The organism is Streptomyces albidicamelliae, assembly GCF_025642175.1.
Taxonomy (GTDB): Bacteria; Actinomycetota; Actinomycetes; order Streptomycetales; family Streptomycetaceae; genus Streptomyces; species Streptomyces albidocamelliae.
The window spans coordinates 4,208,268-4,232,565 of the sequence record NZ_CP106795.1; the positions used below are offsets into that span (position 1 = coordinate 4,208,268).

Here is a 24,298-nt window from a genome sequence, read left to right on the forward strand (position 1 = left end):
CGATCCCGGCGGACGGGGCACAACCACTCTGCCCCGCCGCCGAGTCGGGCGCCACCGAATTAGCCGGGGGCCGCCGGAGCGGCGTCAGCGACGGCGCCGTCCGCGCCGGCGCGCCTTGCTGAAGAACCAGCCGGCCGGCGGCTCGTCGGAGCGCCAGGGCTGCGGCTGCGGTCCCTCGGCCCGCCAGCGTGCGGCGAGCATCCGGGCCCGGGCGGACGGCTCGGAGGACTCCGCGGCGCGAACGAAGGCCTCGTCCAGGACGATGTCGTCCCAGGCGGCCTCCCCGGCCCGCTCCCGCCCTTCGGGCTGCGGTATCTCCTCACCCATCTGCGGCCTCCCAGCCATGTGTCCGATGTGCCCAGTGTGCCCGGGCCGGCGTGAAGTCCCCGTCAGGCCGCCGCGGCCTACTCCTCGCCCGCGAGCTTCAGCGACCGCAGCTTCTGGCCGGCGTACCAGGTCGCGAGGACGGTGACCGCCACCAGCAGCACGGTGGCCGTCGTCAGTCCGACCTCGGAGGTCACCATGTCCCCGCCGGCCACCTTGTGGGCGACGGCCAGCGACCACTGCTGGACGCTCAGCGTGCGCGCGCCCGGCACCAGGGAGCCGAACAGCGCCTCCCAGACGAGGGCGTAGACCAGCCCGAACACCACGGCGTGCCGGGAGACCGTGCCGAGCAGCAGGAACAGCGCCGAGTAGGCGATGGAGGAGACCAGCGCGGCGACCGTGTAGGCGACGGCGATCTGCTGGCCGTTGCCGTTCAGGATCAGCCCCGCGATCAGGGTCGGCACGGCCGAGAACACCATGGTCACGGCGATGGCCACGATGAGCTTGGTGAAGATGATCGTGGGCCGCTTGAGCGGTTTGGACAGCAGGTAGACGACGGAGCCGTCGTCGATCTCCGGGCCGATCGCGCCCGTGCCCGCGATGACGCCGATGATCGGCACCATGGTGGCGAGGGCGAAGCCGCCGAGCACGTCGGAGGCCGTCTGGTCGTCGGCGCCGGTCAACGCCCGTACGGCGACCGCGATCACGATGAGCAGCAGGGGCAGCGCGCCGAGGATGAGGGCCCGGCGGCGGCCCAGCAGGGCCCGGTAGGTGAGCCGGGCGACGGTGGGGTCGTACATCTTCGGCCTCCTACGCCGCGACCAGGTACGAGAACACGGACTCGAGGGACTCGTCGGACGGCGAGACCGTGAGCAGCCGGATGCCGTGGTCCCTGGCGACCTTCGGCAGCAGGGCGGTGAAGCGGCCGAAGTCGACGGCCTGGATGCGCAGCGCGCCCTCGGCGGTGTCGACCTCGATGCCGGCCGTCGACGGGTCGGCGATCAGCGCGGCCGCGAGGGCGCGGTCGTCACTGGAGCGCACCAGGTAGCGGTGCGGGCGGTCGGTCATCAGGCGGCGGATCCGGCGGAAGTCGCCGCTGGCCGCGTGCCGTCCGGCGACGACCACCTCGATGTGCCGGGCGAGCTGCTCGACCTCCTCGAGGATGTGCGAGGAGAACAGCACCGTGCGGCCCTCGTCGCCCATCTTCCGCAGCAGGTCCATCAGTTGCATGCGCTGGCGCGGGTCCATGCCGTTGAACGGCTCGTCCAGCAGGAGCAGCGAGGGGTCGTGGACCAGCGCGGAAGCCATCTTCACGCGCTGGCGCATGCCCTTGGAGTACGTGGAGATCTTCCGGTCCTGGGCGTACTCCATCTCGACGGTGGCGAGCGCCCGCCCGGCGGCCTTGGCGCCGAGTCCGTGCAGCTCGGCGTTGGCGACGACGAACTCCCGTCCGGTGAGGAAGTCGTACATCGCCTCCCGCTCGGGGACGATGCCGATCTGCCGGTAGACGGACTCGTTGCGCCAGACCGGCTGCCCGTCCAGGGTCACCGAACCGGTGGACGGGGCGAGGAAGCCGCCCATCATGTTGATCAGGGTGGACTTGCCGGCGCCGTTCGGGCCGAGCAGGCCGGTGACGCCGGGTCCGATGGTCATGGTGACGTCGTTGACGGCCACCACGTTGCCGAACCAGCGGGACACGTGGTCGATGGTGAGAGTGGTCATGGGCGCAGCCCGTTCCTCGGGAGGGTGGTGGCGGGCGACGGGACGGGCGTGGTCACAGTCCCACCTTCTTGTAGCGGCGCAGCAGGAGGCCGTAGCTCGCGGCGATCAGGCCGAGGAGGACCAGGGCGTACGCGATGCCCTGGCCGCCGGACGGGCCGGTGCCGCCGGGGAAGCCGGAGCTGCCGCCGAGGAAGGCGGACTGCACGCCGTCGATCAGCGTGACCGGTGAGAACAGGCCGAGCCAGGGGACGGCACCGCTGCTGCCCTGGACGTCGGCGATGGCCTGGAGGGTGGAGACCGCGCCGTAGGAGATGGTCATCACGGCGATCACGGCGGCGATGCCGAAGCCGCGGCGCGGGGTGACGGCGGCGATGACCAGGCCGATGCCGGCGAAGAGCAGCGAGAGCAGGGCCACGGAGACCAGTCCCTGGGCGAATTCCCCGGACTGGTGGGCGAATCCCATCTTGGCGAGCAGCGAGCCCACGTACAGCACCAGCAGCGGGGCACCGGTGAGGACGAACAGCGCCGAGGCGAGCGCCGCGAACTTCGCCACGACGTAGTCGGCGGTCTCGATGGGCCGGGAGAAGTACAGCGGGACGGTCTTGAAGCGCAGGTCGCGCGAGACCGACTGGGGGGCCTGCGCGGCGACGTACAGGCTGATCACCGCCTGCATGACGAGGGCGTAGCGGGTGTAGGCGTGGGCCAGCGGCAGTTCGTGCGCCTTGGTGGCCACCGCGACGGCCACCATGATGGCCGCGGGCACGCACATCACCGCGAACAGCAGCATCGGCAGCACCTTGGACTTGGCCGAGCGGCCGAGGCCGTAGGCGCCGCGCAGGGACTGCGAGTACAGGGACCGGCGGGCGTAGGAGCGGCCGAGGCGCGGGCCGTCGTAGCCGCGGTAGCCGATGTCGTGGATACGGGTCTGGTCGCCGGAAGGCGTCGCCAGGGGATGCTCAACCGCCATGGCCGACGGCCTCCTTCCGCTGCTCGTCACTGCTGAACACCTCGGAGATGTGGTGCCGGCGCTGCTCCATGCGCACCAGGCCGAGGCCGAGGTCGGCCACCACGTCCCGGACGAGGTCGTACGTCGCGTCGCCCTCGGCGGTCAGCAGCAGGATGTGCCCGGCGCCGGGCAGTCCGCCCGCCTCGGCGTGCGTGTCGACCCCGCGCGCGTGGAGCTCCTCGCGGACCGCGCGGGTGCCGTCGGGGTGGCCGTCGCTGTCGGTGACCTCGATCGCGAGGGTGGTCGTGGTCTGGGTGAAGTCGGTGGTGGAGCTGGAGCGCAGCAGCTTGCCGCCGTCGATGACGACGACGTGGTCGCAGGTGCGTTCCAGCTCGCCGAGCAGGTGGGAGGTGACCAGGACCGAGATGCCGAAGTCGGTGTGGACGCGCCGGATCAGGCCCAGCATCTCGTCGCGGCCGACGGGGTCGAGGCCGTTGGTCGGCTCGTCCAGGAAGACCAGCTGCGGGTCGTGCACCAGCGCCTGGGCCAGCTTCACCCGCTGCTTCATGCCGGTCGAGTAGCCGCCGATGGGGCGGTAGCGCTCCTCGTACAGGCCGACGTGGCGCAGGGTGTCCGCGGTGCGCTCGCGCGCGGCGGTGGGCGGCAGACCGGACATGCGGGCCATGTGGACGACGAACTCGGTGGCCGAGACGTCGGGCGGCAGGCAGTCGTGCTCCGGCATGTAGCCGACCCGCTCGCGAATAGCGGCGCCCTTGGTGGCGACGTCGAGGCCGAGCACCTCGGCGCGGCCCTCCGTGGCGGGGGACAGACCCAGCAGGATCTTGATCAGGGTGGACTTGCCGGCGCCGTTGGCCCCGACGAGTCCGGTCACACCGGCTCCGATGTCCACGGACAGCCGGTCGAGCGCGGTCACCCGGGGGAACCGCTTGCTCAGGCTTTCGGTCGCGATCACAGTCACCCCTCGAAGGTAGTGACCCGGACCACCGCGGTCGTCAGACCTCAGAGCCGTCTCGGCGTCAGACCCAGGTAGTACGGGGCCCTAGGGGTCCCCCTGCGGGAGGGCGCGGCCACGGCCGGCCCCGCGGTCGTCCACAGCCGCGCCCCGCCTATTGACGCCACCTCTAACAACTGTCACATTCACCAGTGTCAAGTTACGGACGCGTACCGCAGTCGACGGGACGGGGCGGCATGACGACGGCAGTGAGCAGCGGACTCTCCGCGGAGTTGCGGGGGTTCAGGCGGGTGCAGCGCCTCGCCTACGAGTGCGCGGAGGCGGTCGCGGCGCGGCTGGAGCCCGGCGTGACCGAGCGCGAGGCGGCGCGGATGCAGCGTGCCTGGCTGCGCGAGCGGGGGGTGCGGGACTGGTTCCACCTCCCGTTCGCCTGGTTCGGCGACCGCACGGCGTTCGCGAACTTCCGCATCCCGCTGCAGTTCTTCCCGACCGACCGCGCGCTGGAGCCCGGGATGCCGTTCATCCTGGACATGGCGCCGGTGTACGAGGGATACACGGCGGACATCGGCTACTCGGGCTCGCTCGGGGTGAACCCGGTGCAGGACCGGCTGATGGCCGACCTGGAGGCGCACCGGGAGCTGATCCTGCGCGAGGTGCGCGAGAAGCGCCCGCTGCGGGAGATCTACGAGGACGTGGACCGGCTCATGGTCCGCCAGGGCTACGCCAACCGGCACCGGGCCTACCCGTTCGGGGTGATCGCCCACAAGGTGGACCGGGTGACACAGCGCCGCTGGTCGCCCCGCCTCTTCGGGTTCGGCACGCAGTCCCTGAAGGGCCTGGCCGCGGACGCGCTGCACGGCCACCGCGAGGGCTGGTCGCCGTTGTGGTCGCCGTACCGCTTCTCCGACCACCCGCCGCGGCCGGGCCTGTGGGCGGTCGAACCACACCTCGGTTTCCGGGGTACGGGCGCGAAGTTCGAGGAGATCCTGGTGGTGACGGATTCCTGGGACCCGGAGGAGAGCGCGTTCTGGCTGGACGACGATCTGCCGCACGTGCGGCGCTGGGCGGAGGAGAAGTGACGCTGACAGGTGCGCGGGAGCGCTGGGTGCGGACCGGCGGGGTCGAGCTGTGCGTCGCCGAGCTGGGCGACCCGGAGCAGCCGACCGTGGTGCTGGTGCACGGCTACCCGGACAGCAAGGAGGTGTGGTCGGAGGTCGCCGCGCGGCTGGCGGACCGCTTCCACGTGGTCCTCTACGACGTCCGGGGCCACGGCCGCTCCACCGCGCCGAAGCCCCTGCGCGGCGGCTACACCCTCGCCAAGCTCACGGACGACTTCCTGGCCGTCGTGGACGAGGTCAGCCCGGACCGGCCGGTGCACCTGGTCGGACACGACTGGGGCTCGGTGCAGGCGTGGGAGTTCGTCACGGTGGGCCGCACGGAGGGCCGCATCGCCTCCTTCACCTCGATGTCCGGGCCGTCCCTGGACCACTTCGGACACTGGATCAACGCGCGCGTGAAGCGTCCGACGCCCCGCCGGGTGGGGCAGCTCCTCGGCCAGGGCGCCAAGTCCTGGTACGTGTACCTGCTGCATACCCCCGTCCTGCCGGAGCTGGCCTGGCGCGGCCCGCTCGGCAGACGCTGGCCGAAGATCCTGGAGCGCGTCGAGCGGGTCCCCGGCGGGGACTACCCGACCGCGTCCCTGCCGTCCGACGCGGCGAACGGCGCCTGGCTCTACCGGGACAACGTCCGCGCCCGGCTGCGCAGGCCGCGCCCCGACGCGTACGCGCACGCCCCCGTGCAGCTCATCACGCCCCAGGGGGACGCGTTCCTCTCGGAGCGGCTGTACGACGACCTGGAGCAGTGGGCGCCCCGGCTGACCCGGCGCACCCTGCCGGCCAAGCACTGGATCCCGCGCACCCGCCCCGACCAGGTGACCGCGTGGATCGAGGAGTTCGTCACCTCCGTGGAGGGCGGGCGTCCCGCACCGAAGGCCACCGGGCGCCATGCCCAGCGCTTCGGCGGGCAGCTGGTCCTCGTCACCGGCGCGGGCAGCGGCATCGGCCGGGCGACGGCGTTCGCGTTCGCGGAGGCCGGCGCCCGCGTGGTGGCCGTCGACCGTGACACGGAGTCCGCGGCCCGCACCGCCGAGCTGTCCCGGCTGGTCGGCGCGCCCGAGGCCTGGGCCGAGACCGCCGACGTCTCCGACGAGCAGGCCATGGAGAAGGTCGCGGAGAAGGTGCACCGGGAGTACGGCGTACTGGACGTGCTGGTCAACAACGCCGGCATCGGGCTGTCGGGCTCCTTCTTCGCCACGACGACGGAGGACTGGCGCAAGGTGCTGGACGTCAATCTCTGGGGCGTGATCCACGGCTGCCGGCTCTTCGGGGCGCGCATGGCCGGGCGCGGGCAGGGCGGCCACATCGTCAACGTCGTGTCCGCGGCGGCGTTCCAGCCCTCACGCGCCCTGCCCGCCTACAGCACCTCGAAGGCGGCCGTGCTGATGCTCTCGGAGTGCCTGCGCGCCGAACTCGCGGGCCAGGGCATCGGGGTGAGCGCGATATGCCCCGGCATCGTCAACACCAACATCACCTCCACGGCCCGCTTCGCCGGTGTCGACGAGGCGGAGGAGCGACGCCGCCAGAAGAAATCGGCCCGGCTGTACGGGCTGCGCAACTACCCGCCGGAGAAGGTCGCCGAGGCGATCCTGGACGCGGTGGCGGGCAACAGGGCGGTGGTCCCGGTCACGCCCGAGGCCCGCGGTGCCTATCTCATGTCCCGTTTCCTGCCGGGGGTGTTGCGGCGGATCGCCCGGGTCGAACCCAAGCTGTGAGCCGGCGGCGGGCGGTCCGGCCCCGGCCGGCCGCGGCGCACGGCACCGGCCGAGGAGGCGGAGCATGACCGGACCCCCGTCCCAGCACACCTACCGCATCGAGGACTTGGCCCACCGGACCGGCACCAGCGTGCGGACCATCCGCGCCTACCAGGACCGCGGTCTCCTGCCCCGCGCGGAGCGCCACGGCCGGGCCAACCTCTACTCCGACGCCCACGTCACCCGGCTCCACCAGATCGCCCACCTCCTGGACCGCGGCTACACCCTCGCCTCGATCAGGGAACTCCTGGAGGCCTGGGACACCGGACGCGGCCTGGGCGGTGTCCTCGGCCTGGTCGCGGAGGTCGAGGGCCCCTGGACGGACGAGCAACCCGACCGCATCACCCGTGCCGAGCTGGACGCCCGCTTCGGGGAGCCCGACGACGACGCCGTGGCCGAGGCGGTCGAGCTCGGCGTGCTGGAGCGGATCGACGGCGACACGGACACGTTCCTGGTACCGAGCCCCCAAGAGCTGGCAGCCGCAGCCGAGTTGCATGGGGCGGGTGTGCCGCTGTCCGCGATCGCCGGCCACCTGCGGGAGTTGAGGGTCCAGGTGGAGCACATCGCCGCCCGCTTCCTGGAGTTCACCACCGAGTACGTCTTCGCGCGCTACCTGGACGATCCGGAGCACCGCACCGACGCACACGCGACGGAAGCGGCCTCGCTCGTCCGCCGGCTACGCCCCCTGGCACAGCAGACCGTGGACGCCGAACTCGCGCGAGCCATGCGGGCCTTCGCCACCCGCCACCTCCGCTCGCACCTCGGTACCGGCGGCCCTGCGGAACCCCGGGCGGATACGCGGACGGTCGTGCTGCCGGCCGGGACGATCGAGGCCGTGGAAAGGCTGGTTGGCGCCGAGAGCGTCGCCGCGTTCATCGCCCTGGCGGCCGAACGGGAAGTGGGCGCCAGAGCATTGGATGATCTTGCGACAACCACAGGAGCGAGCCGCGGACTTGACGAACCGGCATGACATCGACGCCAGTTGTCCACAGTTTCGTCAATTCACCTGTGGATAAACCGACTTGGTTGTGGACCAAACCTACGGGCGAAAAACCGACTGCGTGATCCGCGTCTCTCCCGCACGCTGGACCCATGGACGAAAGACGCACCGTCAAGGTGTCGAAGTACCTCTCCAAGCACCTGCGCCATCAGCCCGAGCGCATCGGACTCGTACTGGACTCGGGCGGCTGGGTGGAGATCGACACGCTGATCACCGCGGCCGCCGCCCACGGGTTCCGGTTCACCCGTGAGGAACTGGACCACGTGGTGGCCACCAACGACAAGCGGCGCTTCGTGATCGAGGGCGGCAGGATCCGGGCCAGCCAGGGCCACAGCGTGGAGGTCGACCTCGGACTCCCCCCGGCGACCCCGCCGCCGTACCTCTACCACGGCACCGTCGCCCGCAACCTGGACGCCATCCGGGCCGAGGGCCTGCGGCCGATGAACCGGCACGACGTGCACCTCTCCGCCGACCGGGAGACCGCCACCCGCGTGGGCGCCCGCCGAGGCCGCCCGGTGGTGCTCACCGTGGACGCCGGCGCCATGCACCGCGACGGCCATGTGTTCCACGTCAGCGCCAACGGCGTCTGGCTGACGAAGGCCGTGCCACCGGCCTATCTGCGGCTGCCCGGACCCCGCTGACGTCACCGCGCCGACCGGTGGCGGAGGATCGGCGCCATGGAGCACTCGCCCGAACACCTCCCCACCACCGAGGCCGCCGTCACCGCACTGCGCGCCCTCGCGGCCCGTCACGGACGCGAGATCGAGGTGATCCACGACATCGGCGCGGACAGGACCTCCCGTCGCAGCGCCGCGGGCGTCGGCGTCACCACGGACCCCGACGGCTCACTGCCGCACGAGGCGCAGGTCGAGTTCGGCGGTCTGCCCCGGGTGAGCGTGCGCCTCTACCCGGAGGACGACGCGCTGATCACCGTCGAGGGCGTCGAATGCCCCGACATCGCCCGCGACGACGTCCCTGCGTTCCTCCGCTCCGTCTTCGGCGGCCTCGCGCACGTCCGGGCCCGCCGCTTCCCGCCCGGCCACCGCCTGGTCGTCCCGCTGCCCGGCGACCGCGCCCACCACGAGCACATACCGGCGTTCCTGCTCGGTCCGTGGCTGAGCCGACGCATACGGTGACCGTTTCCCGGGTTGCCCGGGGGCCCGCTTACCCTCGGATCCATGAGTCTGCGTCTGAGCACCGTGATCCTGCCCTACCGCCGCTGGAACGAAGGCGGTCGTTCGGCCTGGACGCGGGCCGAGCAACTCGGTTTCCACACGGCGTACACCTACGACCACCTGTCCTGGCGCAGCTTCCGGGACGGCCCCTGGTTCGGTGCGATCCCGACCCTGACCGCCGCCGCGGCCGCCACCGAGCGGCTGCGCCTGGGCACGCTGGTCACCTCCCCGAACTTCCGGCACCCGGTGACGCTCGCCAAGGAACTGATCTCCCTCGACGACATCTCCGGCGGCCGGATCACCCTGGGCATCGGCGCCGGCGGCACCGGCTTCGACGCCACCGCCCTCGGCCAGGAGCCCTGGAGCCCGCGCGAGCGCGCCGACCGGCTCGCCGAGTTCGTGCCGCTGCTCGACCGGCTGCTCATCGAGGACGCCGTGTCGCACGAGGGCCGGTTCTACTCGGCCGACGAGGCGCGGAACATCCCCGGCTGTGTGCAGCGGCCCCGGCTGCCGTTCGCGATCGCGGCCACCGGCCCGCGCGGACTCAAGCTCGCCGCGCGCCACGGCCAGGCATGGGTGACCACCGGCGACCCGAAGCTGTACGAGACCGGTACGCCCGAGCAGTCCGTGGAGGCGCTGCGCGGCCAGATCGCCAAGCTGACCGAGGCCTGCGACGCCACCGGGCGGGACGTGGCGGACCTCGACAAGATCCTGCTGACCGGCTTCACCCCGGACCGCGGCCGGCCCCTCGAGTCGCTGGACGCCTTCGTGGACTTCGCCGGCCGGCACCGGGAGCTCGGCTTCACCGAGATCGTGATCCACTGGCCGATCCCGGACTCCGACTTCGCCGCGGACCAGAAGGTCTTCGAGCGGATCGCCATGGAAGCCCTCGCCCAGCTGCGCTGACGCCCCCGAAGACCCGCCCTCCACGCCCGTGCGGAGCCCCGCACGGGCGTGCGGGCATATGCGCGAGAATGATCCGGTGACCTCAGCGACCAGACAGCACGGGACCCCCGCCGCCGCCGTACCCCCGCGGCTGATCGCCACCGACCTCGACGGCACCCTGCTGCGCGACGACAAGTCGGTCTCCCCCCGCACGGTCGCCGCGCTGGCCGCGGCCGAGGAGGCGGGCATCGAGGTCTTCTTCGTGACCGGCCGCCCGGCCCGCTGGATGGACGTCGTCAGCGATCACGTCCACGGCCACGGCCTGGCCATCTGCGGAAACGGCGCCGCCGTCGTCGACCTGCACGGCGGCCCCGGCGCCCACCGCTTCGTGAAGGTGCGCGAGCTGGCCCGGGAGAACGCCCTGAACTCCGCGCTGCTGCTGCGCGAGGCGGCACCCGGCACGGTTTTCGCGATCGAGCAGACCTACGGCTTCCACCAGGAGCCGGACTATCCCAAGCTGCACATGGAGATACCGGACAACCTCCTGCCCGCCGAGGAACTGCTCGCCCCGGACGGCCCCGACGCCGACCAGCCCGTGCTGAAGATCCTCGCCTACCACGCCACCCTCGACCCCGACGCCTTCCTCACCCTCGCCCGCCTGGCCGTCGGCGACCAGGCCAACGTCACCCGCTCCAGCCCCAGCGCCCTGCTGGAGCTCAGCGGACCGGGCGTCTCCAAGGCCAGCACCCTCGCCCTGTGCTGCGCCGAGCGGGGCATCTCGCACGAGGAGGTCGTCGCCTTCGGGGACATGCCCAACGACGTGGAGATGCTGACCTGGGCCGGCCGGTCGTACGCGATGGGCAACGCCCATCCGGACGTCATCGCCGCCGCGTCGGGCCGCACGGTCGCCAACAACGACGACGGCGTGGCGGTCGTGATCGAGCGGCTCCTCGCGGGCCGCACGGCTCCCTGATCCTCGGTGCGCCCGCGGCACCGGCAGGCCGTCGCCTTCCGGTGCCGCGCACCGACTCACCGCGCGCAGCCTCACCGCGCGTCCGCGAGCACCTCCGCCGCCGCCTCCCGCCGCGCCATTGCGCGCAACGGACCGTCCGCCCCGGCCAGCTCCGCGTACGAGCCCCGCTGCGCCACCCGGCCGCCGTCGAGCACGACGACCTCGTCGACCGCCTCCAGTCCCGCCAGCCGGTGCGTGATGAGCAGCGTCGTACGGCCCTCGGTGGCGGCCAGCAGATCCGCCGTCAGCGCGTCGGCCGTCGCCAGGTCCAGATGCTCGGCGGGCTCGTCGAGGATCAGGACGGGGAAGTCGGCCAGCAGCGCGCGGGCCAGCGCCAGCCGCTGCCGCTGGCCGCCGGACAGCAGGGCGCCGTGCTCACCGACGAAGGTGTCCAGGCCGTCGGGCAGCCCGTCCACCCAGTCCAGCAGCCGGGCCCGGGCGAGCACCCCGCGCAGCTCGGCCTCCGTGGCGTCCTTCCGGGCCAGCAGCAGGTTCTCGCGCACCGAGCTGTCGAAGAGGTGCGCGTCCTGCGCGCACAGCCCGACGAGCCGGCGTACGTCGTCACCGGCCAGCGCGGTCGCGTCCACCCCGGCGAGCGTGTACGAGCCCGCCCGCGGGTCGAGGAAGCGCAGCAGCACCTGGGCGAGGGTCGTCTTGCCGGCGCCGGACGCCCCGACCACGGCGATCCGCCGCCCCTGCTCCAGCCGCAGGCCGAGGCCGGCCAGCGCGTCGCCGCGCTGCCCCGGATGCCCTGCCGCCAGGTCCTTGATCACCAGCGGGAACGGCGAGGCGGGCGCCTGCCGGGGCCGCTCGGGCTCGCGCACGGGCTCCGGCGCGTCCAGAACCTCGTGGACCCGTTCCGCGCTCCGCCGCACCCGTTGCCGGTACCGCACGGCGAGCGGCAGTCCGAGGACGGCCTCGAAGGCGGCCAGCGGGGTGAGGACGACGACCGCCATCGTCACCCCGTCGAGCCGGCCCGCCGCCACCGCCTGGGCGCCGAGCAGCGCCGTGGCCGTGACGGTCAGACCGGAGACCAGCGCGGTGAGTCCGTCGCCGAGCCCGGTGACGGCGGCGGCGCGCGAGGCGATCCGGGTGAGGACGCCGTCGGCCCCGCGAGCGGCGGCCACACGGGCGGGCAGCGCGCCGGCGACGGTCAGCTCGGCCGTGCCGGTGAGGAGATCGGTCACCCGGGTCGCGAGCACGCCCCGGGCAGGTGCGAGACGCCGCTCCGTCCGCCGGGCCGCCCCGGCGGTCACCAGCGGGACACCGGCACCGGCCGCCAGCAGCCCCACCGCGAGGGCGGCCCCGGCCTCGGGCAGCAGCCACGCCGTGAAGCCGACGGAGACCGCGGAGACGGCCACGGCCACACCTGCGGGCAGCAGCCAGCGCAGCCAGTAGTCCTGCAGCGCGTCCACATCGGTGACGAGCCGGGTGAGCAGATCGCCGCGGCGGGCGGTCCGCAGTCCGGCGGGGGCCAGGCGCTCCAGGCGGCGGTAGACCGCGACCCGGGTGTCGGCCAGCATGCGCAGGACGGCGTCGTGCGACACCAGCCGCTCGGCGTACCGGAACACGGCCCGCCCGATCCCGAAGGCCCGGGTCGCGGTCACCGCCACCATCAGATAGAGCACCGGCGGTTGCTGTGAGGCCCGCGAGATGAGCCAGCCGGAGGTCGCCATCAGCCCCACGGCACTGCCGAGCGCGAGGCTGCCGAGCAGAAGGGCGAGCGCCAGCCGGCCGCGCCGGGCCCCGGCGAGCCCCCGCACCCTGGCGAGCGCCCCCTGCCCGGACCCACCGGCGATCGGACCGGACGGTTCCCCCGGCGCCTGGGCCGCCAGCACGCCGAGCCGATCGGCGAGCGGACGGGATACGGGGTCCGGGGAGCGGTGCCCTTCGGCGGGCCCGGCCTCCCCACGGCCCTCCGGAGCCTCCCGCAGCCGCACCACCCGGTCGGCCACCTCCAGCAGCGCGGGCCGGTGCACGACGAGCAGTACCGTGCGGCCCACCGCGAGCCTGCGCACCGCCGCCACGACCTCCGCCTCCGTCGCCCCGTCCAGCGCGGCCGTCGGCTCGTCCAGCAGCAGCACGGGTCGGTCCGCGAGGAAGGCCCGGGCGAGGGCGAGTCGCTGCCGCTGCCCCGCCGACAGGCCGGAGCCGTCCTCCCCGAGCACCGTGCCGGCACCCTCGGGCAGCGCGTCCACGAACTCCAGCGCGCCCGCGTCCCGCAGGGCCTGCCGTACGGCCGCATCGTCCGCGTCCGGCCGGGCCAGCCGCACGTTCTCCGCGATCGTCCCCGCGTACAGGTGCGGGCGCTGCGGCACCCAGGCGATCCGCGACCGCCACTGCTCCAGGTCGAGGGCGTCGAGCTCGGCTCCCCCGATGCGCACCCGGCCGTCGGTGGGCCGTACGAATCCGAGCAGGACGTCCAGCAGCGTCGACTTGCCCACGCCGCTCGGCCCGACCAGGGCGACGGTCTCGCCGGGCGCGACATGGAAGGACACTCCGTTCACCGCGTCACCCGACCGGCCGGGGTAGCGCACGGTGACCCCGTCGAACGTCACCTCGCCCGCTGACGGCACCGCGCCGGAGCCGGACACCGGCAGCGGAGTCTCCAGCACGGTGAAGATCTCCTCCGCGGCCGCGAGACCCTCGGCCGCCGCGTGGTACTGCGCGCCCACCTGCCGCAGCGGCAGATAGGCCTCGGGCGCCAGCACCAGGATGACCAGGCCGACGTAGAGGTCCATGTCGCCGTGGACGAGACGCATACCGATCGTCACGGCGACCAGGGCGACGGACAGCGTGGCGAGCAGTTCCAGCGCGAAGGAGGACAGGAAGGCGATCCGCAGGGTGCGCAGGGTGGCCTGGCGGTACTCGCCGGTGATCCGGCGGATGGACTCGGCCTGCGCCTTGGCCCGGCCGAACACCTTCAGCGTGGGCAGGCCGGCGACGACGTCCAGGAAGTGCCCGGACAACCGGGAGAGCAGCCGCCACTGCCGGTCCATTCGGGACTGGGTCGCCCAGCCGATCAGCATCATGAAGAGCGGGATCAACGGCAGCGTGCCGATGATGATCGCCGCCGACACCCAGTCCTCGGTGACGATCCGCGCCAGCACCGCCACCGGCACGACCACCGCGAGCCCCAGCTGCGGGAGATAGCGGGAGAAGTAGTCGTCCAGGGCGTCCACGCCCCGCGTGGCAAGGGTGACCAGAGAACCGGTCCGCTGTCCGCTCAGCCATCCGGGGCCCAGCACGGCCGCACGGTCGAGAAGGCGGCCCCGCAGTTCCGACTTCACCGCCGCGGCGGCCCGGTGGGCCGCGAGTTCGGTGAGCCATGCGACGACCGATCGCCCCACGGCCACGGCCGCCAACAGCAGCAGGGGAGTGCGCAGTTCGACGACGGACTGCGTGTGCTGGAACGCCCCGACGACGATGTCGGCGATGAGCATCGCCTGCGCGATGACCAGCCCCGCGCCGACGGCACCCAGAGCGACGACCGCCGCGAGGAAGAGGCGGGTGGCACGCGCATAGCGCAGAAGGCGTGGATCGATGGGTTTCACGTGAAACATGCCCCTTCGGCCCAGAGGGTGTGTTTCACGTGAAACACACCCTCGGCGGACTCAGTGTGCGGGTTCGGCGAGGTGCTGCGTGCCGATCCGCTTGCGGAACACCCAGTAGGTCCAGCCCTGGTAGAGCAGGACGATCGGTGTGGCGATCACCGCCAGCCAGGTCATGATCTTCAGGGTGTACGGGCTCGACGAGGCGTTGGTGACCGTCAGGCTCCAGTCACCGTTGAGCGTGGACGGCATGACGTTCGGGAAGAGCGAGAGGAAGAGCATCGCCACGGACGCCACGATGGTGACGCCCGACAGGGCGAACGCCCATCCCTCGCGCCCGAGTTGGTTGGCCACGAGTGCCGCCGCCAGAGCGGCGACCGCGACGACCAGCGCGACCAGGCTCTTGGCGTCACCGCTGTGGGCCTGCGTCCACAGCAGGAAGGCGAGCGCCACGACGGCCGTGACGAGACCGGTCCACAGCGCCAGCTTCCGTGCCCGTACCCGGATGTCCCCGACGGTCTTGAGGGCGGTGAACACCGTTCCGTGGAAGGTGAACAGGGTGAGCGTCACCAGACCGCCGAGCAGAGCGTAGGGATTGAGCAGGTCCCCGACACCGCCGACGTACTCGAAGTGCCGGTCGATCTTCACGCCTCGCACGATGTTCGCGAACGCCACACCCCATAGGAACGCCGGGAGCAGCGAGGTCCAGAAGATCGCCGTCTCCCAGTTGCGCTGCCAGTTCTCCTCGGGTCGCTTCGCCCGGTACTCGAAGGCGACACCGCGGACGATCAGGCAGACCAGGATGAGCAGCAACGGGAGGTAGAAGCCCGAGAAGAGCGTGGCGTACCACTCCGGGAAGGCGGCGAAGGTCGCGCCGCCCGCCGTGAGCAGCCACACCTCGTTGCCGTCCCAGACGGGTCCGATGGTGTTGATCAGCACCCGGCGCTCGGGCCGGTCACGCGCCAGCAGCTTGGTGAGGATGCCGACCCCGAAGTCGAAGCCCTCCAGGAAGAAGTAGCCGGTCCACAGGACGGCGATGAGGACGAACCAGACGTCGTGAAGTTCCATGACTGTTCCCTCGGCCTAGTACGAAAAGGCCATCGGCTTGTCGGCGTCACGGGTGTCGCCGCCGATCTTCGTGGGCGGGTTGAGGTCGGCCTCGGTCAGCTCGGGCGGGCCGGCCTTGACGTACTTGGTGAGCAGCTTGACCTCGACGACGGCGAGGATCGCGTAGAGCGCGGTGAAGACGAGCATCGAGGTGAGGACCTCGCCCTGGGAGACGCCGGGGGAGACCGCGTCCCGGGTCTGCAGGACGCCGTAGACGACCCATGGCTGGCGGCCCATCTCGGTGAAGATCCAGCCCCAGGAGTTGGCGATCAGCGGGAAGGCCATGGTCCAGGTCGCGATGCGCCAGAACCAGGGGCTGAGCTGCGGGCTGAGCGCCTTGTTCCTGAACAGCACGAGGTGCGGCACCTCGTCGTCGCCGACCCTGAGGGCCTGCGGCAGCAGGAACTTCTTGCGGGTCAGCCAGAGGCCTGCCAGGCCGATGGCGAAGGAGGCCATGCCGAAGCCGATCATCCAGCGGAAGCCCCAGAAGGCGACCGGGATGTTGGGCCGGTAGTCGCCCGGACCGAACTTCTGCTGCTCGGCCTTGTTGACGTCGTTGATGCCGGGGACGTACGAGGTGAAGTTGTCGTCGGCGAGGAAGGACAGCAGGCCCGGGATCTCGACGGCCACGCTGTTGTGGCCCTTCTCGACATCGCCGTAGGCGAAGATCGAGAACGGTGCCGGCTTCTGCCCGTCCCACAGTGCCTCGGCGGCGGCCATCTTCATCGGCTGCTGCTTGAACATGACCTTGCCGAGGGTGTCGCCGCTGACCGCGGTGAGCAGACCGGCGATGACCACCGTGATCAGTCCGAGCCGCAGCGAGGTCTTCATCTCGCGGACGTGCTTCCTGCGGGCCAGGTGGTAGGCGGCGATGCCGACCATGAAGGCGCCGCCGGTGAGGAAGGCCGCGGACAGGGTGTGGAACGCCTGGCTGAGGGCGGTGTTCTGGGTCAGCACGGCCCAGAAGTCGGTCAGCTCGGCCCGCCCCTTCGCCTTGTTGATCCGGTAGCCGACGGGGTGCTGCATCCACGAGTTCGCCGCGAGGATGAAGTACGCGGAGAGGATGGTGCCGATCGAGACCATCCAGATGCAGGCCAGGTGGATCTTCTTGGGCAGCTTGTCCCAGCCGAAGATCCACAGACCGATGAAGGTGGACTCGAAGAAGAACGCGATCAGGGCCTCGAAGGCGAGCGGGGCACCGAAGATGTCACCGACGAAGCGCGAGTAGTCGGACCAGTTCATGCCGAACTGGAACTCCTGCACGATGCCGGTGACGACGCCCATCGCGATGTTGATCAGGAAGAGCTTGCCCCAGAACTTGGTCGCCCTGAGGTACTTCTCCTTCTCCGTGCGCACCCAGGCCGTCTGCAGCCCGGCCGTGAGAGCGGCCAGGGAGATGGTCAGCGGGACGAACAGGAAGTGGTAGACGGTGGTGATGCCGAACTGCCAGCGCGCCAGTGTCTCCGGCGCCAGAGCCAGGTCCACGTCGTCACTCTCCTAACTACGCCGTGGTACAGCGGCGGTATGCCCCTTTTGCTTCACGCATACGGAGCAAACGGGACGCGCTTGTGAACGCGTTCACATTCACAAGCTATTATGACGCACTGATTTTCGACAAGAGAAGGGGGGTCGGACCTTCGCCTTCGTGTCAAGGCCTTGGCAGGGACTTCAACATCTTGTTGAATTGCGCGCCATGCAGCTACGGATCTCCTGGCCCGCGGGGAACCTCACCGCGACCGTCGCCGAAGACACCCCGACCGCTCGGGCCCTCACCAAGGCACTGCCGCTCACCTCGACCGCGCACACATGGGGCAAGGAGGTGTATTTCGACACAGGAGTTTCCGTTTCACGTGAAACGGACGCCCGGGAGGTGGTGGACCCAGGCACGGTGGCCTTCTGGACGGACGGCGACGCGCTCGCTCTCCCCTACGGGCCCACGCCGATCTCGCGAGGGACCGAGTGCCGCCTCGCGAGCCCGTGCAATGTCCTGGGAAGCGTGGACGGGGACGCCGGCGTCCTGGCGACCGTGCGCGACGGCGACCCCATCCGGGTGGAACTGATCGACGAGTAGAGCAGGCGCCGCCTACAGCTCCTTGCGGAACGCCTCCGCCACCTTCATGAAGATGTCGTTCGCCTCGGCCTCGCCGATCGTCACCCGCACACCCTCACCGGGGAACGGCCGGACCACCACTCCGTGGTTCTCGCAGGCCTGAGCGAACGGGACCGTGCGCTCCCCCAGCCGCAGCCAGACGAAGTTGGCATGCGTCTCCGGCACCGTCCAGCCCTGAGCGCGCAGCGCGTCGACTACGCGCGTACGCTCGCACACCAGTGAGCCGACTCGGCCCAGCAGCTCGTCCTCGGCCCGCAGCGAGGCGATGGCGGCCTCCTGCGCGAGCTGGCTCACACCGAACGGCACCGCCGTCTTGCGCAGCGCCGCCGCCACCGGCTCGTGGGCGATCGCGAAACCGACGCGCAGCCCCGCCAGCCCGTACGCCTTGGAGAACGTCCGCAGGACGCAGACGTTGGGCCGCGTCCGGTACAGCTCGACACCGTCGGGCACCTCGGCGTCACGGATGAACTCCCGGTAGGCCTCGTCCAGCACCACCAGCACATCGGAGGGCACCCGGTCGAGGAACCGCTCCAGCTCCGCCCGCCGCACCACCGTGCCGGTCGGGTTGTTGGGGTTGCAGACGAAGATCAGACGCGTCCGGTCGGTGATCGCGTCCGCCATCGCGTCCAGGTCGTGCACATCGCCCGCCGTGAGCGGGACCTGCACCGACCGCGCGCCGCTGATCTGCGTGATGATCGGGTAGGCCTCGAAGGACCGCCAGGCGTAGATGACCTCGTCGCCGGGTCCGCTGGTGGCCTGGATCAGCTGCTGGGCGACGCCCACCGAGCCGGTGCCGGTGGCCAGGTGGGAGAGCGGCACACCGAAGCGCTCCGACAACTCGTTCATCAGCCCGGTGCACGCCATGTCGGGGTACCGGTTGAAGTCGCACGCGGCCGTGGTCACGCTCTCCAGCACACCGGGCAGCGGCGGATACGGGTTCTCGTTGGAGGACAGCTTGTAGGCGACCGGCCCTCCGGCCGCCGCGGGCTTGCCCGGCTTGTAGGTGGGGACACCCTCCAGCTCGGCGCGCAGCTTGGGGCTCATCTCGCTCACCGCAGTCCTCCTCGCGATCACCGGCGGCCCGTCGACACCGCCGGCTTCCAATACTCCTCACCTTATGAGGATTCGGCGCCGCTGCGAACAGGTGCGGGACGGCAATGCGTACGGCTGCGGGACGGCGACGCGCTCCGGGGCGGGAGGGTACGGGGTGAGGCTCGTCCGTCCCACCGGCATCAGGGGCATCACCGTACGAAGGCGCATGTTTCGGGGGCGCGCCGCACATATATCTATGCGCCGGTGGCTTGCGCCGTGGCGCGCATCACCCGTGAAGGTGAGTTGAGACCTCTTCGAGACATCGGGCACTTGGCAGGCTCATGCGCGTCCACAAGTCACGTCTCAGCATGGGAGCGGGTAACTTCCTTGTTTTCCATGGGAGTTGACGCCTAATGACCATGCAGAAACGTGCCTGTCAACGCGTGCATATGCGTCCGCACTACCCCACCGCATGAGCCCTACTATCGGCTCGCCATGACAGCAGCAGGGAAGCACCAGGTGAGCCGCGCGGAAACCTCACGTCGAGGCAGCCGGCCCGGTCGGGCCGGCATCAGAGACGTGGCCGCCGCCGCGGGGGTCTCCATCACGACCGTCTCCGACGCCCTCAACGGCAAGGGCCGGCTCCCGGATGCCACCCGGCGCCATGTCCGCGAGGTCGCCGACCGGCTGGGGTACCGACCCTCGGCCGCCGCCCGCACCCTCCGTACCGGCAAGTCGGGGCTGATCGGCCTGACCGTGACCACGTACGGGGATGAACCTTTCACCTTCACGGAGTTCGCGTACTTCGCCGAGATGGCGCGCGCCGCCACCTCGGCCGCGCTGGCCCGCGGCTACGCGCTCGTCATCCTGCCCGCCACCTCCCGCCACGACGTGTGGTCCAACGTCGCCCTGGACGGCACGGTCGTCATCGACCCCTCCGACCAGGACCCGGTCGTCAGCGAGCTCGTCCGCCAGGGACTGCCGGTCGTCTCGGACGGCCGTCCGGCCGGCTCCCTCCCGGTCACCGCCTGGGTCGACAACGACCACGAGGCCGCCGTCCTCGGCATCCTCGACCACCTCGCCGCCGCCGGCGCCCGCCGCATCGGCCTGCTCACAGGCACGTCGACGGACACGTACACCCATCTGTCGACCACCGCCTACCTGCACTGGTGCGAGCGGGTCGGCCAGGACCCCGTCTACGAGGCCTACCCGGCCCACGACCCGTGCGCCGGGGCGGTCGCCGCCGACCGGCTGCTCGCCCGCCCCGACCGGCCGGACGCCGTCTACGGGCTGTTCGACCCCAACGGCACGGACCTGCTCGCCGCCGCCCGCCGCTACGGGCTCCGCGTTCCCGACGACCTGCTGCTGGTGTGCTGCAGCGAGTCCACGGTGTACGCCAGCACCGAGCCGCCGATCACAACCCTGTCCCTGAAGCCACGCCGTATCGGCACCGCCGTCGTCCAGCTGCTCATCGACGCCATCGAGGGCGTGGAGTCGGACCAGCCGGTCGAGCAGGTGATACCGACGGAGCTGATCGTGCGCACGTCCTCCCAGCGGCGTCCCCCGCGCACGACGGTCAGCCCGCCACGCACGCCGGACGACAAGTAGTCCGGGCGCGCCCGGAGCCGCAACGGGTCCGCGGCCGGGGGCGTGTCGTGGTGCACGGTCGGGGCGCGCGGCCGTCGGCGTGCTCCCGTCCCGTGCGCCCGCGGGCGGGCGGGACCGTCGGCAGACGACTGGTGACCGTCCGAACACCTGCCCAAACGGGGCGAATGCCGCAGTGAACCGGAGTCTTGTTCCGATTCACCACCCCTGGGTCATCACACGTTGCGCCGCGCATTCCTATGATGGGCGCACGACACCGTGGACCGCTGCGACCAGGCAGTCCGAAGCGGTGCAGATGCGGCGCGATGGTGGAGGGGTCTGATGACTCAGGGGGCCGGTCAGGGACCCGAGGTGGAGCGGACGGCAACGCTGCGCGACTTCCGGGTACCGGCGTACGTCCATGAGACCGGTCCGTTCGTCCACGACGTCCACGACGTCCACCCGGGCGACACCGCCCCGCCCCTCGACGAGGCGTACCCCGAGGGCTACACGCCCACCCAGCGCGACCTGCCGGTCATCAACCGCGGCGACACCGTCCAGGTGGCCGTCGAACCGGCGCCCGCCGCGGCACCGCAGCCGACGACCGGGCCCGGACCGCTGTTCGTCGTCGGTGACGTCCACGGATACCTCGACGAACTGATGGCCGCCCTGCGGGAGCAGGGGCTGGTGGACGACGCGGGCCAGTGGTGCGCCGGCACCGCCCGGCTCTGGTTCCTCGGAGACTTCACCGACCGCGGCCCGGACGGCATCGGCGTCATCGACCTCGTGATGCGGCTGTCCGCCGAGGCCGCGGCGGCCGGCGGCTACTGCAAGGCCCTCATGGGCAATCACGAGCTGCTGCTGCTCGGCGCCAAGCGGTTCGGCGACACCCCCGTCAACTCCGGCGCCGGCACGGCCACTTTCCAGGCGGCCTGGCTGCTCAACGGCGGCCAGAAGACCGACATGGACCGCCTCCAGGACCACCACCTGCAGTGGATGGCCCGCCTCGACGCCGTCGAGGAGGTGGACGGCTATCTGCTCATCCACTCCGACACGACCGCCTACCTCGACTACGGCGACTCCATCGAGGCGGTCAACGACACCGTCCGCGAGGCCCTGACCCGCAACGACGCCGACGAGGTCTGGGACCTGTTCCGCAAGTTCACCAAGCGCTTCTCCTTCCGCGACGAGGGCGGCGCCGACGCCGTCCGCTCCCTCCTCGGTACGTACGGTGGCACCCGGGTCGTTCACGGCCACAGCCCCATCCCGTACCTCCTCGGCGAGGTCGGCTCCGAGGAGGACGGCGAGGAGAGCTCCGACCCCGTCGTCGAGGGACCGCACATCTACGCCGACGGGCTCGCCATCGCCATGGACGGCGGCGTCACCATGGCCGGGAAGCTGCTGGTCCGGCAACTGCCCCTGGACGCCTGACCGTTCCCCTCGCGCGCGGACGCCGGTAGGGTCCGCGCGGAGCAGGCGACCGAATTTCCGTCAACCCCCTGTCACCGTGTACCGCCACGGCTCTACCATCGGCTTACCCGTAGCAGGCTCCCCTCCGTTTCTGCCCGACGGCTCGCTGGCGTGCGAGCCCCAAGCCCTACGGAGCATCGGGGGATGCACATGAACAGCGTTCCGCAGCACCTGCAGAGCGAGGACCGCCAGGAATTCGAGCGGCTCCTCGACGAGGCGCTGCGCTCCGCACCGTCCCGACCGGAACTGGCCGCTGTCGGACAGCGGCTCAACCCCGAACAACTGCGCACCATGGCCCTCAACGCCACCGCCCTGATCACCGAAGCCGCGGCGGCCGAGTACCAGCACTACGTGAGGACCCGCGAGGAACTGCGCCACCCGGCGCTGTCCGCCCCCGCCTCCCCGGCGGCCGGCGACGACTCCACCGCCACGGACCCCGCACCGGACACGGCGAGTCTCGCCGCGGCCCTCGGGGAGGCGGCCGAGACCACCGGCGCGGGCGCCGTCGCGGTCATCGCCGTACTGGCTCCGGTCCTGTCCGGGACCGCCGCGGTGATCTTCCTGCTCGTCGGCTACATCCTGAAGATGCTGGACCCCCGGCAGTCCTTCGCCCGGACCATGCTCACCGCGGGCTGGGTGTTCGGCGCCGTCACCGCGGCCGCGATCCTCGTCGCCGCCGTCGGCCTGCTGCTCACCGCCCTGCGCAACGGCACCTCCGCGGAGGCACAGGCACGGGACGCCGCGCACGAGGAACTGGCCAGGGCCAGAGAGGCCTGGCGGGACGCCCTGCTGGAGCGGGGCATCCTGCCGTTCCTGCGCGAGGCGCTCGCCGAGCCCGGCGCGGCGGCGCTGCACCGCACGACCCCGCCCACCCCGACCGGACGCATGCCGCGCCTGGGCTACGACCGTCCCGGCTTCACCAGCCCCGACGACGGCACCGCCTCCGGCCGCCCGAGCTTCACCAGCCCCGACTACACGAGCCCGGACTTCGGCGGACCCGAGCACCAGCCGGAGTGACGACGCCCGCCCCCGGCCGGGAGCCCACCGGGACCCGGCCGTGCACGGCGCGGCCGAGCCCGCTCCTGACTCCGGCGACACCGGCCGGTCCGCCGGCGGCGGCTCAGAGGATGCCGGCCTGCCGGGCGGCCTTGATCCAGGAGGGGAACTCGGACAGCAGCCGGTCGTACAGTTCCGGGTCGGGGACCTTCGCGATGTCGTCCACGGCGAAGAACCCGACGTTGTCGACCCGGCGGCCCGGCATGGTGTCGAACCGCTCCAGCACGCCGTAGTGGGACCGTCCCAGGCCCACGAACTGCCAGAAGACCGGTTCCTCCACCGCTTCCCGCAGCTCCCGCTCGATCTCGGCGTTGCGGTAGACACCGCCGTCGGAGAAGAACAGCACGAGGGTGGGGACGGCGGCCGGGTTCTCCCGGACGTACTGCCGAACCTGGGCGATCACCTTCTGTTCCTCGTTCTGGATACCGACCGCCCGCATGTCCACCTGCCCCGGTTCCAGGCCCTTCTTGGGTTTCCTGCTCCGGCGGAAGACGCTCAGCTCACCGACGCGGACATGGAGCCGCAGCCAGTCGGGAAGCTCACCGATGTGCAGGTCGGGCAGCCGGGCCGGATGCGAGGCGAAGGTCCAGGCCTGCATCTGCCCGTCGTCGTCGAGCTGTGCGGCGACCGCGGCCATGCGCTCCACCACGTCGGCCACCACACCCTTCGTGTACAGGGGCGCCATGGAGCCGGAGGCGTCGAGCACCAGAACGACCCGCGCGGTGACCCCGGCGGCACCGTGCTTGGTCAGGCTGACCGCCACCTGTTCCTTGCGCAGCGACAGCCGCTTGCGCATGTCCACGGGCAGCCGGTCCTCCGGCTTGCCGAGGCTCGGGCCCCCCGGCGGCACGGACGGGGCGGGCGGTCCTGTCACCGGCGGCGGCGCGGCGGGGGCGGTCACGGCCACCGGGGCCGTCGGGGCCGTCGGGGCGTCGTCCACGGTGATGCCGAAATCGGTGGCCAGACCGGCGAGCCCGGAGTCGTATCCCTGACCGACCGCACGGAACTTCCACCGCCCCTCGCGCCGATACAGCTCGCCTCCGATGAACGCCGTCTCCGTCGTGGCCTCCATGTCGAAGCGGGCCAGCTCTTCCCCCGTCCCCGAGTCGAGGATCCCCAGAGTCAGTTGGCGCATCTGACCGAACGTCCCCCCGTCCGCCGACGCGCACAGCACCACGCGTTCGACGGCCGGCTCCAGCGCCCGCAGATCCACCTCGACCGTGTCCGTCGTGACGCCCCGCCCCGGCCCTCCCGGCTGCTTTCCGAGGTGCCTGACGGCTCCGGACCCGTGCCGCGGCTGGTTGTAGAACACGAAATCACCGTCGTCGCGCACGCGCCCCGCCCCCGTGAGCAACAGCGCCGAGGCATCGGCGTCGGGCACGCCCGGCCCTTCGGACCAGGCGAACTCGGCGCGCACCGCCGCGGAATCGATGGGAAGGTTCGCGCCCTTGCTCATTGATCTCGCTGTCATGCCGCCAGTCT

Annotated in this window: 21 protein-coding genes; 11 read left to right on the forward strand and 10 right to left on the reverse strand. The window is 71.6% G+C overall.

Annotation, left to right across the window (positions count from 1 at the left end; translation table 11 throughout):
* Positions 1 to 84: 84 nt before the first annotated feature.
* The 5 genes from N8I86_RS19425 to N8I86_RS19445 all read right to left on the reverse strand — a co-directional run bounded on the left by N8I86_RS19425 (position 85) and on the right by N8I86_RS19445 (position 3,965).
* Positions 85 to 327 carry an SGM_3592 family protein gene (locus tag N8I86_RS19425; RefSeq protein ID WP_073887189.1) on the reverse strand — a complete coding sequence of 81 codons (243 nt, stop codon included), beginning with the start codon at positions 325 to 327 and terminating at the stop codon, positions 85 to 87.
* Between the two features lie 77 nt (positions 328 to 404).
* Complete coding sequence (locus tag N8I86_RS19430; RefSeq protein WP_073887191.1) at positions 405 to 1,124, reverse strand: ABC transporter permease; 720 nt, start codon at positions 1,122 to 1,124, stop codon at positions 405 to 407.
* Between the two features lie 10 nt (positions 1,125 to 1,134).
* Positions 1,135 to 2,046 carry an ABC transporter ATP-binding protein gene (locus tag N8I86_RS19435; protein ID WP_073887193.1) on the reverse strand — a complete coding sequence of 304 codons (912 nt, stop codon included), beginning with the start codon at positions 2,044 to 2,046 and terminating at the stop codon, positions 1,135 to 1,137.
* Between the two features lie 52 nt (positions 2,047 to 2,098).
* Positions 2,099 to 3,013: an ABC transporter permease subunit gene (locus N8I86_RS19440; RefSeq protein WP_073887195.1), complete on the reverse strand. Its 915-nt coding sequence runs from the start codon at positions 3,011 to 3,013 to the stop codon at positions 2,099 to 2,101.
* Positions 3,003 to 3,965, reverse strand: a complete 963-nt coding sequence (locus N8I86_RS19445) for an ABC transporter ATP-binding protein (protein WP_073887197.1) — start codon at positions 3,963 to 3,965, stop codon at positions 3,003 to 3,005. The genes N8I86_RS19440 and N8I86_RS19445 overlap by 11 nt, the downstream gene beginning before the upstream one ends.
* Before the next feature lie 236 nt (positions 3,966 to 4,201).
* Between N8I86_RS19445 and N8I86_RS19450 the strand changes: the two genes are divergently transcribed.
* The 7 genes from N8I86_RS19450 (at position 4,202) to N8I86_RS19480 (ending at position 10,867) form a co-directional block, all read left to right on the forward strand.
* Positions 4,202 to 5,044 carry a M24 family metallopeptidase gene (locus N8I86_RS19450; protein ID WP_263278317.1) on the forward strand — a complete coding sequence of 281 codons (843 nt, stop codon included), beginning with the start codon at positions 4,202 to 4,204 and terminating at the stop codon, positions 5,042 to 5,044.
* A complete protein-coding gene (locus tag N8I86_RS19455; RefSeq protein WP_263278318.1) occupies positions 5,041 to 6,795 on the forward strand; it encodes an SDR family oxidoreductase in 1,755 nt (584 codons plus the stop codon). Before N8I86_RS19450 ends, N8I86_RS19455 begins: the two co-directional genes overlap by 4 nt.
* A 64-nt stretch (positions 6,796 to 6,859) precedes the next feature.
* On the forward strand, positions 6,860 to 7,804 hold the full coding sequence (locus tag N8I86_RS19460) for a MerR family transcriptional regulator (RefSeq protein WP_263278319.1): 945 nt from the start codon (positions 6,860 to 6,862) through the stop codon (positions 7,802 to 7,804).
* A 122-nt stretch (positions 7,805 to 7,926) separates the two neighbouring features.
* Positions 7,927 to 8,475: an RNA 2'-phosphotransferase gene (locus N8I86_RS19465; RefSeq protein WP_263278320.1), complete on the forward strand. Its 549-nt coding sequence runs from the start codon at positions 7,927 to 7,929 to the stop codon at positions 8,473 to 8,475.
* A 36-nt stretch (positions 8,476 to 8,511) separates the two neighbouring features.
* Positions 8,512 to 8,970, forward strand: a complete 459-nt coding sequence (locus tag N8I86_RS19470) for a hypothetical protein (RefSeq protein ID WP_073887205.1) — start codon at positions 8,512 to 8,514, stop codon at positions 8,968 to 8,970.
* Between the two features lie 42 nt (positions 8,971 to 9,012).
* Positions 9,013 to 9,915 (forward strand): LLM class flavin-dependent oxidoreductase, encoded by a 903-nt coding sequence (locus N8I86_RS19475; protein ID WP_263278321.1) that lies wholly within the window; start codon positions 9,013 to 9,015, stop codon positions 9,913 to 9,915.
* A gap of 58 nt (positions 9,916 to 9,973) precedes the next feature.
* Positions 9,974 to 10,867 (forward strand): HAD-IIB family hydrolase, encoded by an 894-nt coding sequence (locus N8I86_RS19480; protein WP_263278322.1) that lies wholly within the window; start codon positions 9,974 to 9,976, stop codon positions 10,865 to 10,867.
* Between the two features lie 71 nt (positions 10,868 to 10,938).
* Here N8I86_RS19480 and cydD read toward each other — a convergent pair whose 3' ends face one another.
* Genes cydD through N8I86_RS19495 form a run of 3 tightly spaced genes read right to left on the reverse strand, consistent with a single transcriptional unit; the run spans position 10,939 to position 17,049 of the window.
* Complete coding sequence (gene cydD, locus N8I86_RS19485; protein ID WP_263278323.1) at positions 10,939 to 14,460, reverse strand: thiol reductant ABC exporter subunit CydD; 3,522 nt, start codon at positions 14,458 to 14,460, stop codon at positions 10,939 to 10,941.
* A gap of 60 nt (positions 14,461 to 14,520) precedes the next feature.
* Positions 14,521 to 15,525, reverse strand: coding sequence for a cytochrome d ubiquinol oxidase subunit II (gene cydB, locus N8I86_RS19490; RefSeq protein WP_073887206.1), 1,005 nt, complete (start codon positions 15,523 to 15,525; stop codon positions 14,521 to 14,523).
* Positions 15,526 to 15,540: 15 nt separating this feature from the next.
* Entirely contained in the window at positions 15,541 to 17,049 is a 1,509-nt protein-coding gene (locus N8I86_RS19495; protein ID WP_073887208.1) for a cytochrome ubiquinol oxidase subunit I, read from the reverse strand.
* A 208-nt stretch (positions 17,050 to 17,257) separates the two neighbouring features.
* Between N8I86_RS19495 and N8I86_RS19500 the strand changes: the two genes are divergently transcribed.
* Positions 17,258 to 17,635 carry a cyclophilin-like fold protein gene (locus N8I86_RS19500; RefSeq protein WP_263278324.1) on the forward strand — a complete coding sequence of 126 codons (378 nt, stop codon included), beginning with the start codon at positions 17,258 to 17,260 and terminating at the stop codon, positions 17,633 to 17,635.
* Positions 17,636 to 17,647: 12 nt separating this feature from the next.
* Here N8I86_RS19500 and hisC read toward each other — a convergent pair whose 3' ends face one another.
* Positions 17,648 to 18,727 carry a histidinol-phosphate transaminase gene (hisC, locus tag N8I86_RS19505; RefSeq protein ID WP_073887212.1) on the reverse strand — a complete coding sequence of 360 codons (1,080 nt, stop codon included), beginning with the start codon at positions 18,725 to 18,727 and terminating at the stop codon, positions 17,648 to 17,650.
* 474 nt (positions 18,728 to 19,201) lie between these two features.
* Between hisC and N8I86_RS19510 the strand changes: the two genes are divergently transcribed.
* The 3 genes from N8I86_RS19510 (at position 19,202) to N8I86_RS19520 (ending at position 22,777) form a co-directional block, all read left to right on the forward strand.
* Positions 19,202 to 20,314, forward strand: a complete 1,113-nt coding sequence (locus N8I86_RS19510; protein ID WP_073887214.1) for a LacI family DNA-binding transcriptional regulator — start codon at positions 19,202 to 19,204, stop codon at positions 20,312 to 20,314.
* A 318-nt stretch (positions 20,315 to 20,632) separates the two neighbouring features.
* A complete protein-coding gene (locus N8I86_RS19515) occupies positions 20,633 to 21,721 on the forward strand; it encodes a metallophosphoesterase (protein ID WP_073887216.1) in 1,089 nt (362 codons plus the stop codon).
* A 183-nt stretch (positions 21,722 to 21,904) separates the two neighbouring features.
* Positions 21,905 to 22,777 carry a hypothetical protein gene (locus tag N8I86_RS19520; RefSeq protein WP_073887218.1) on the forward strand — a complete coding sequence of 291 codons (873 nt, stop codon included), beginning with the start codon at positions 21,905 to 21,907 and terminating at the stop codon, positions 22,775 to 22,777.
* A 103-nt stretch (positions 22,778 to 22,880) separates the two neighbouring features.
* On the opposite strand, the gene N8I86_RS19525 is transcribed toward N8I86_RS19520, so the two are convergent.
* Complete coding sequence (locus N8I86_RS19525) at positions 22,881 to 24,287, reverse strand: VWA domain-containing protein (protein WP_263278325.1); 1,407 nt, start codon at positions 24,285 to 24,287, stop codon at positions 22,881 to 22,883.
* Positions 24,288 to 24,298 lie beyond the last annotated feature (11 nt).

Excerpts from the sequence above, each read along its gene's own strand:
- N8I86_RS19425 (WP_073887189.1), bottom strand. The coding sequence starts at position 327 with ATGGGTGAGGAGATACCGCAGCCCGAAGGGCGGGAGCGGGCCGGGGAG.
- N8I86_RS19430 (WP_073887191.1), bottom strand. The coding sequence starts at position 1,124 with ATGTACGACCCCACCGTCGCCCGGCTCACCTACCGGGCCCTGCTGGGC.
- N8I86_RS19435 (WP_073887193.1), bottom strand. The coding sequence starts at position 2,046 with ATGACCACTCTCACCATCGACCACGTGTCCCGCTGGTTCGGCAACGTG.
- N8I86_RS19440 (WP_073887195.1), bottom strand. The coding sequence starts at position 3,013 with ATGGCGGTTGAGCATCCCCTGGCGACGCCTTCCGGCGACCAGACCCGT.
- N8I86_RS19450 (WP_263278317.1), top strand. The coding sequence starts at position 4,202 with ATGACGACGGCAGTGAGCAGCGGACTCTCCGCGGAGTTGCGGGGGTTC.
- N8I86_RS19460 (WP_263278319.1), top strand. The coding sequence starts at position 6,860 with ATGACCGGACCCCCGTCCCAGCACACCTACCGCATCGAGGACTTGGCC.
- N8I86_RS19465 (WP_263278320.1), top strand. The coding sequence starts at position 7,927 with ATGGACGAAAGACGCACCGTCAAGGTGTCGAAGTACCTCTCCAAGCAC.
- N8I86_RS19470 (WP_073887205.1), top strand. The coding sequence starts at position 8,512 with ATGGAGCACTCGCCCGAACACCTCCCCACCACCGAGGCCGCCGTCACC.
- N8I86_RS19475 (WP_263278321.1), top strand. The coding sequence starts at position 9,013 with ATGAGTCTGCGTCTGAGCACCGTGATCCTGCCCTACCGCCGCTGGAAC.
- N8I86_RS19480 (WP_263278322.1), top strand. The coding sequence starts at position 9,974 with ATGCGCGAGAATGATCCGGTGACCTCAGCGACCAGACAGCACGGGACC.
- cydB (WP_073887206.1), bottom strand. The coding sequence starts at position 15,525 with ATGGAACTTCACGACGTCTGGTTCGTCCTCATCGCCGTCCTGTGGACC.
- N8I86_RS19500 (WP_263278324.1), top strand. The coding sequence starts at position 17,258 with ATGCAGCTACGGATCTCCTGGCCCGCGGGGAACCTCACCGCGACCGTC.
- N8I86_RS19510 (WP_073887214.1), top strand. The coding sequence starts at position 19,202 with ATGACAGCAGCAGGGAAGCACCAGGTGAGCCGCGCGGAAACCTCACGT.
- N8I86_RS19515 (WP_073887216.1), top strand. The coding sequence starts at position 20,633 with ATGACTCAGGGGGCCGGTCAGGGACCCGAGGTGGAGCGGACGGCAACG.
- N8I86_RS19520 (WP_073887218.1), top strand. The coding sequence starts at position 21,905 with ATGCACATGAACAGCGTTCCGCAGCACCTGCAGAGCGAGGACCGCCAG.
- N8I86_RS19525 (WP_263278325.1), bottom strand. The coding sequence starts at position 24,287 with ATGACAGCGAGATCAATGAGCAAGGGCGCGAACCTTCCCATCGATTCC.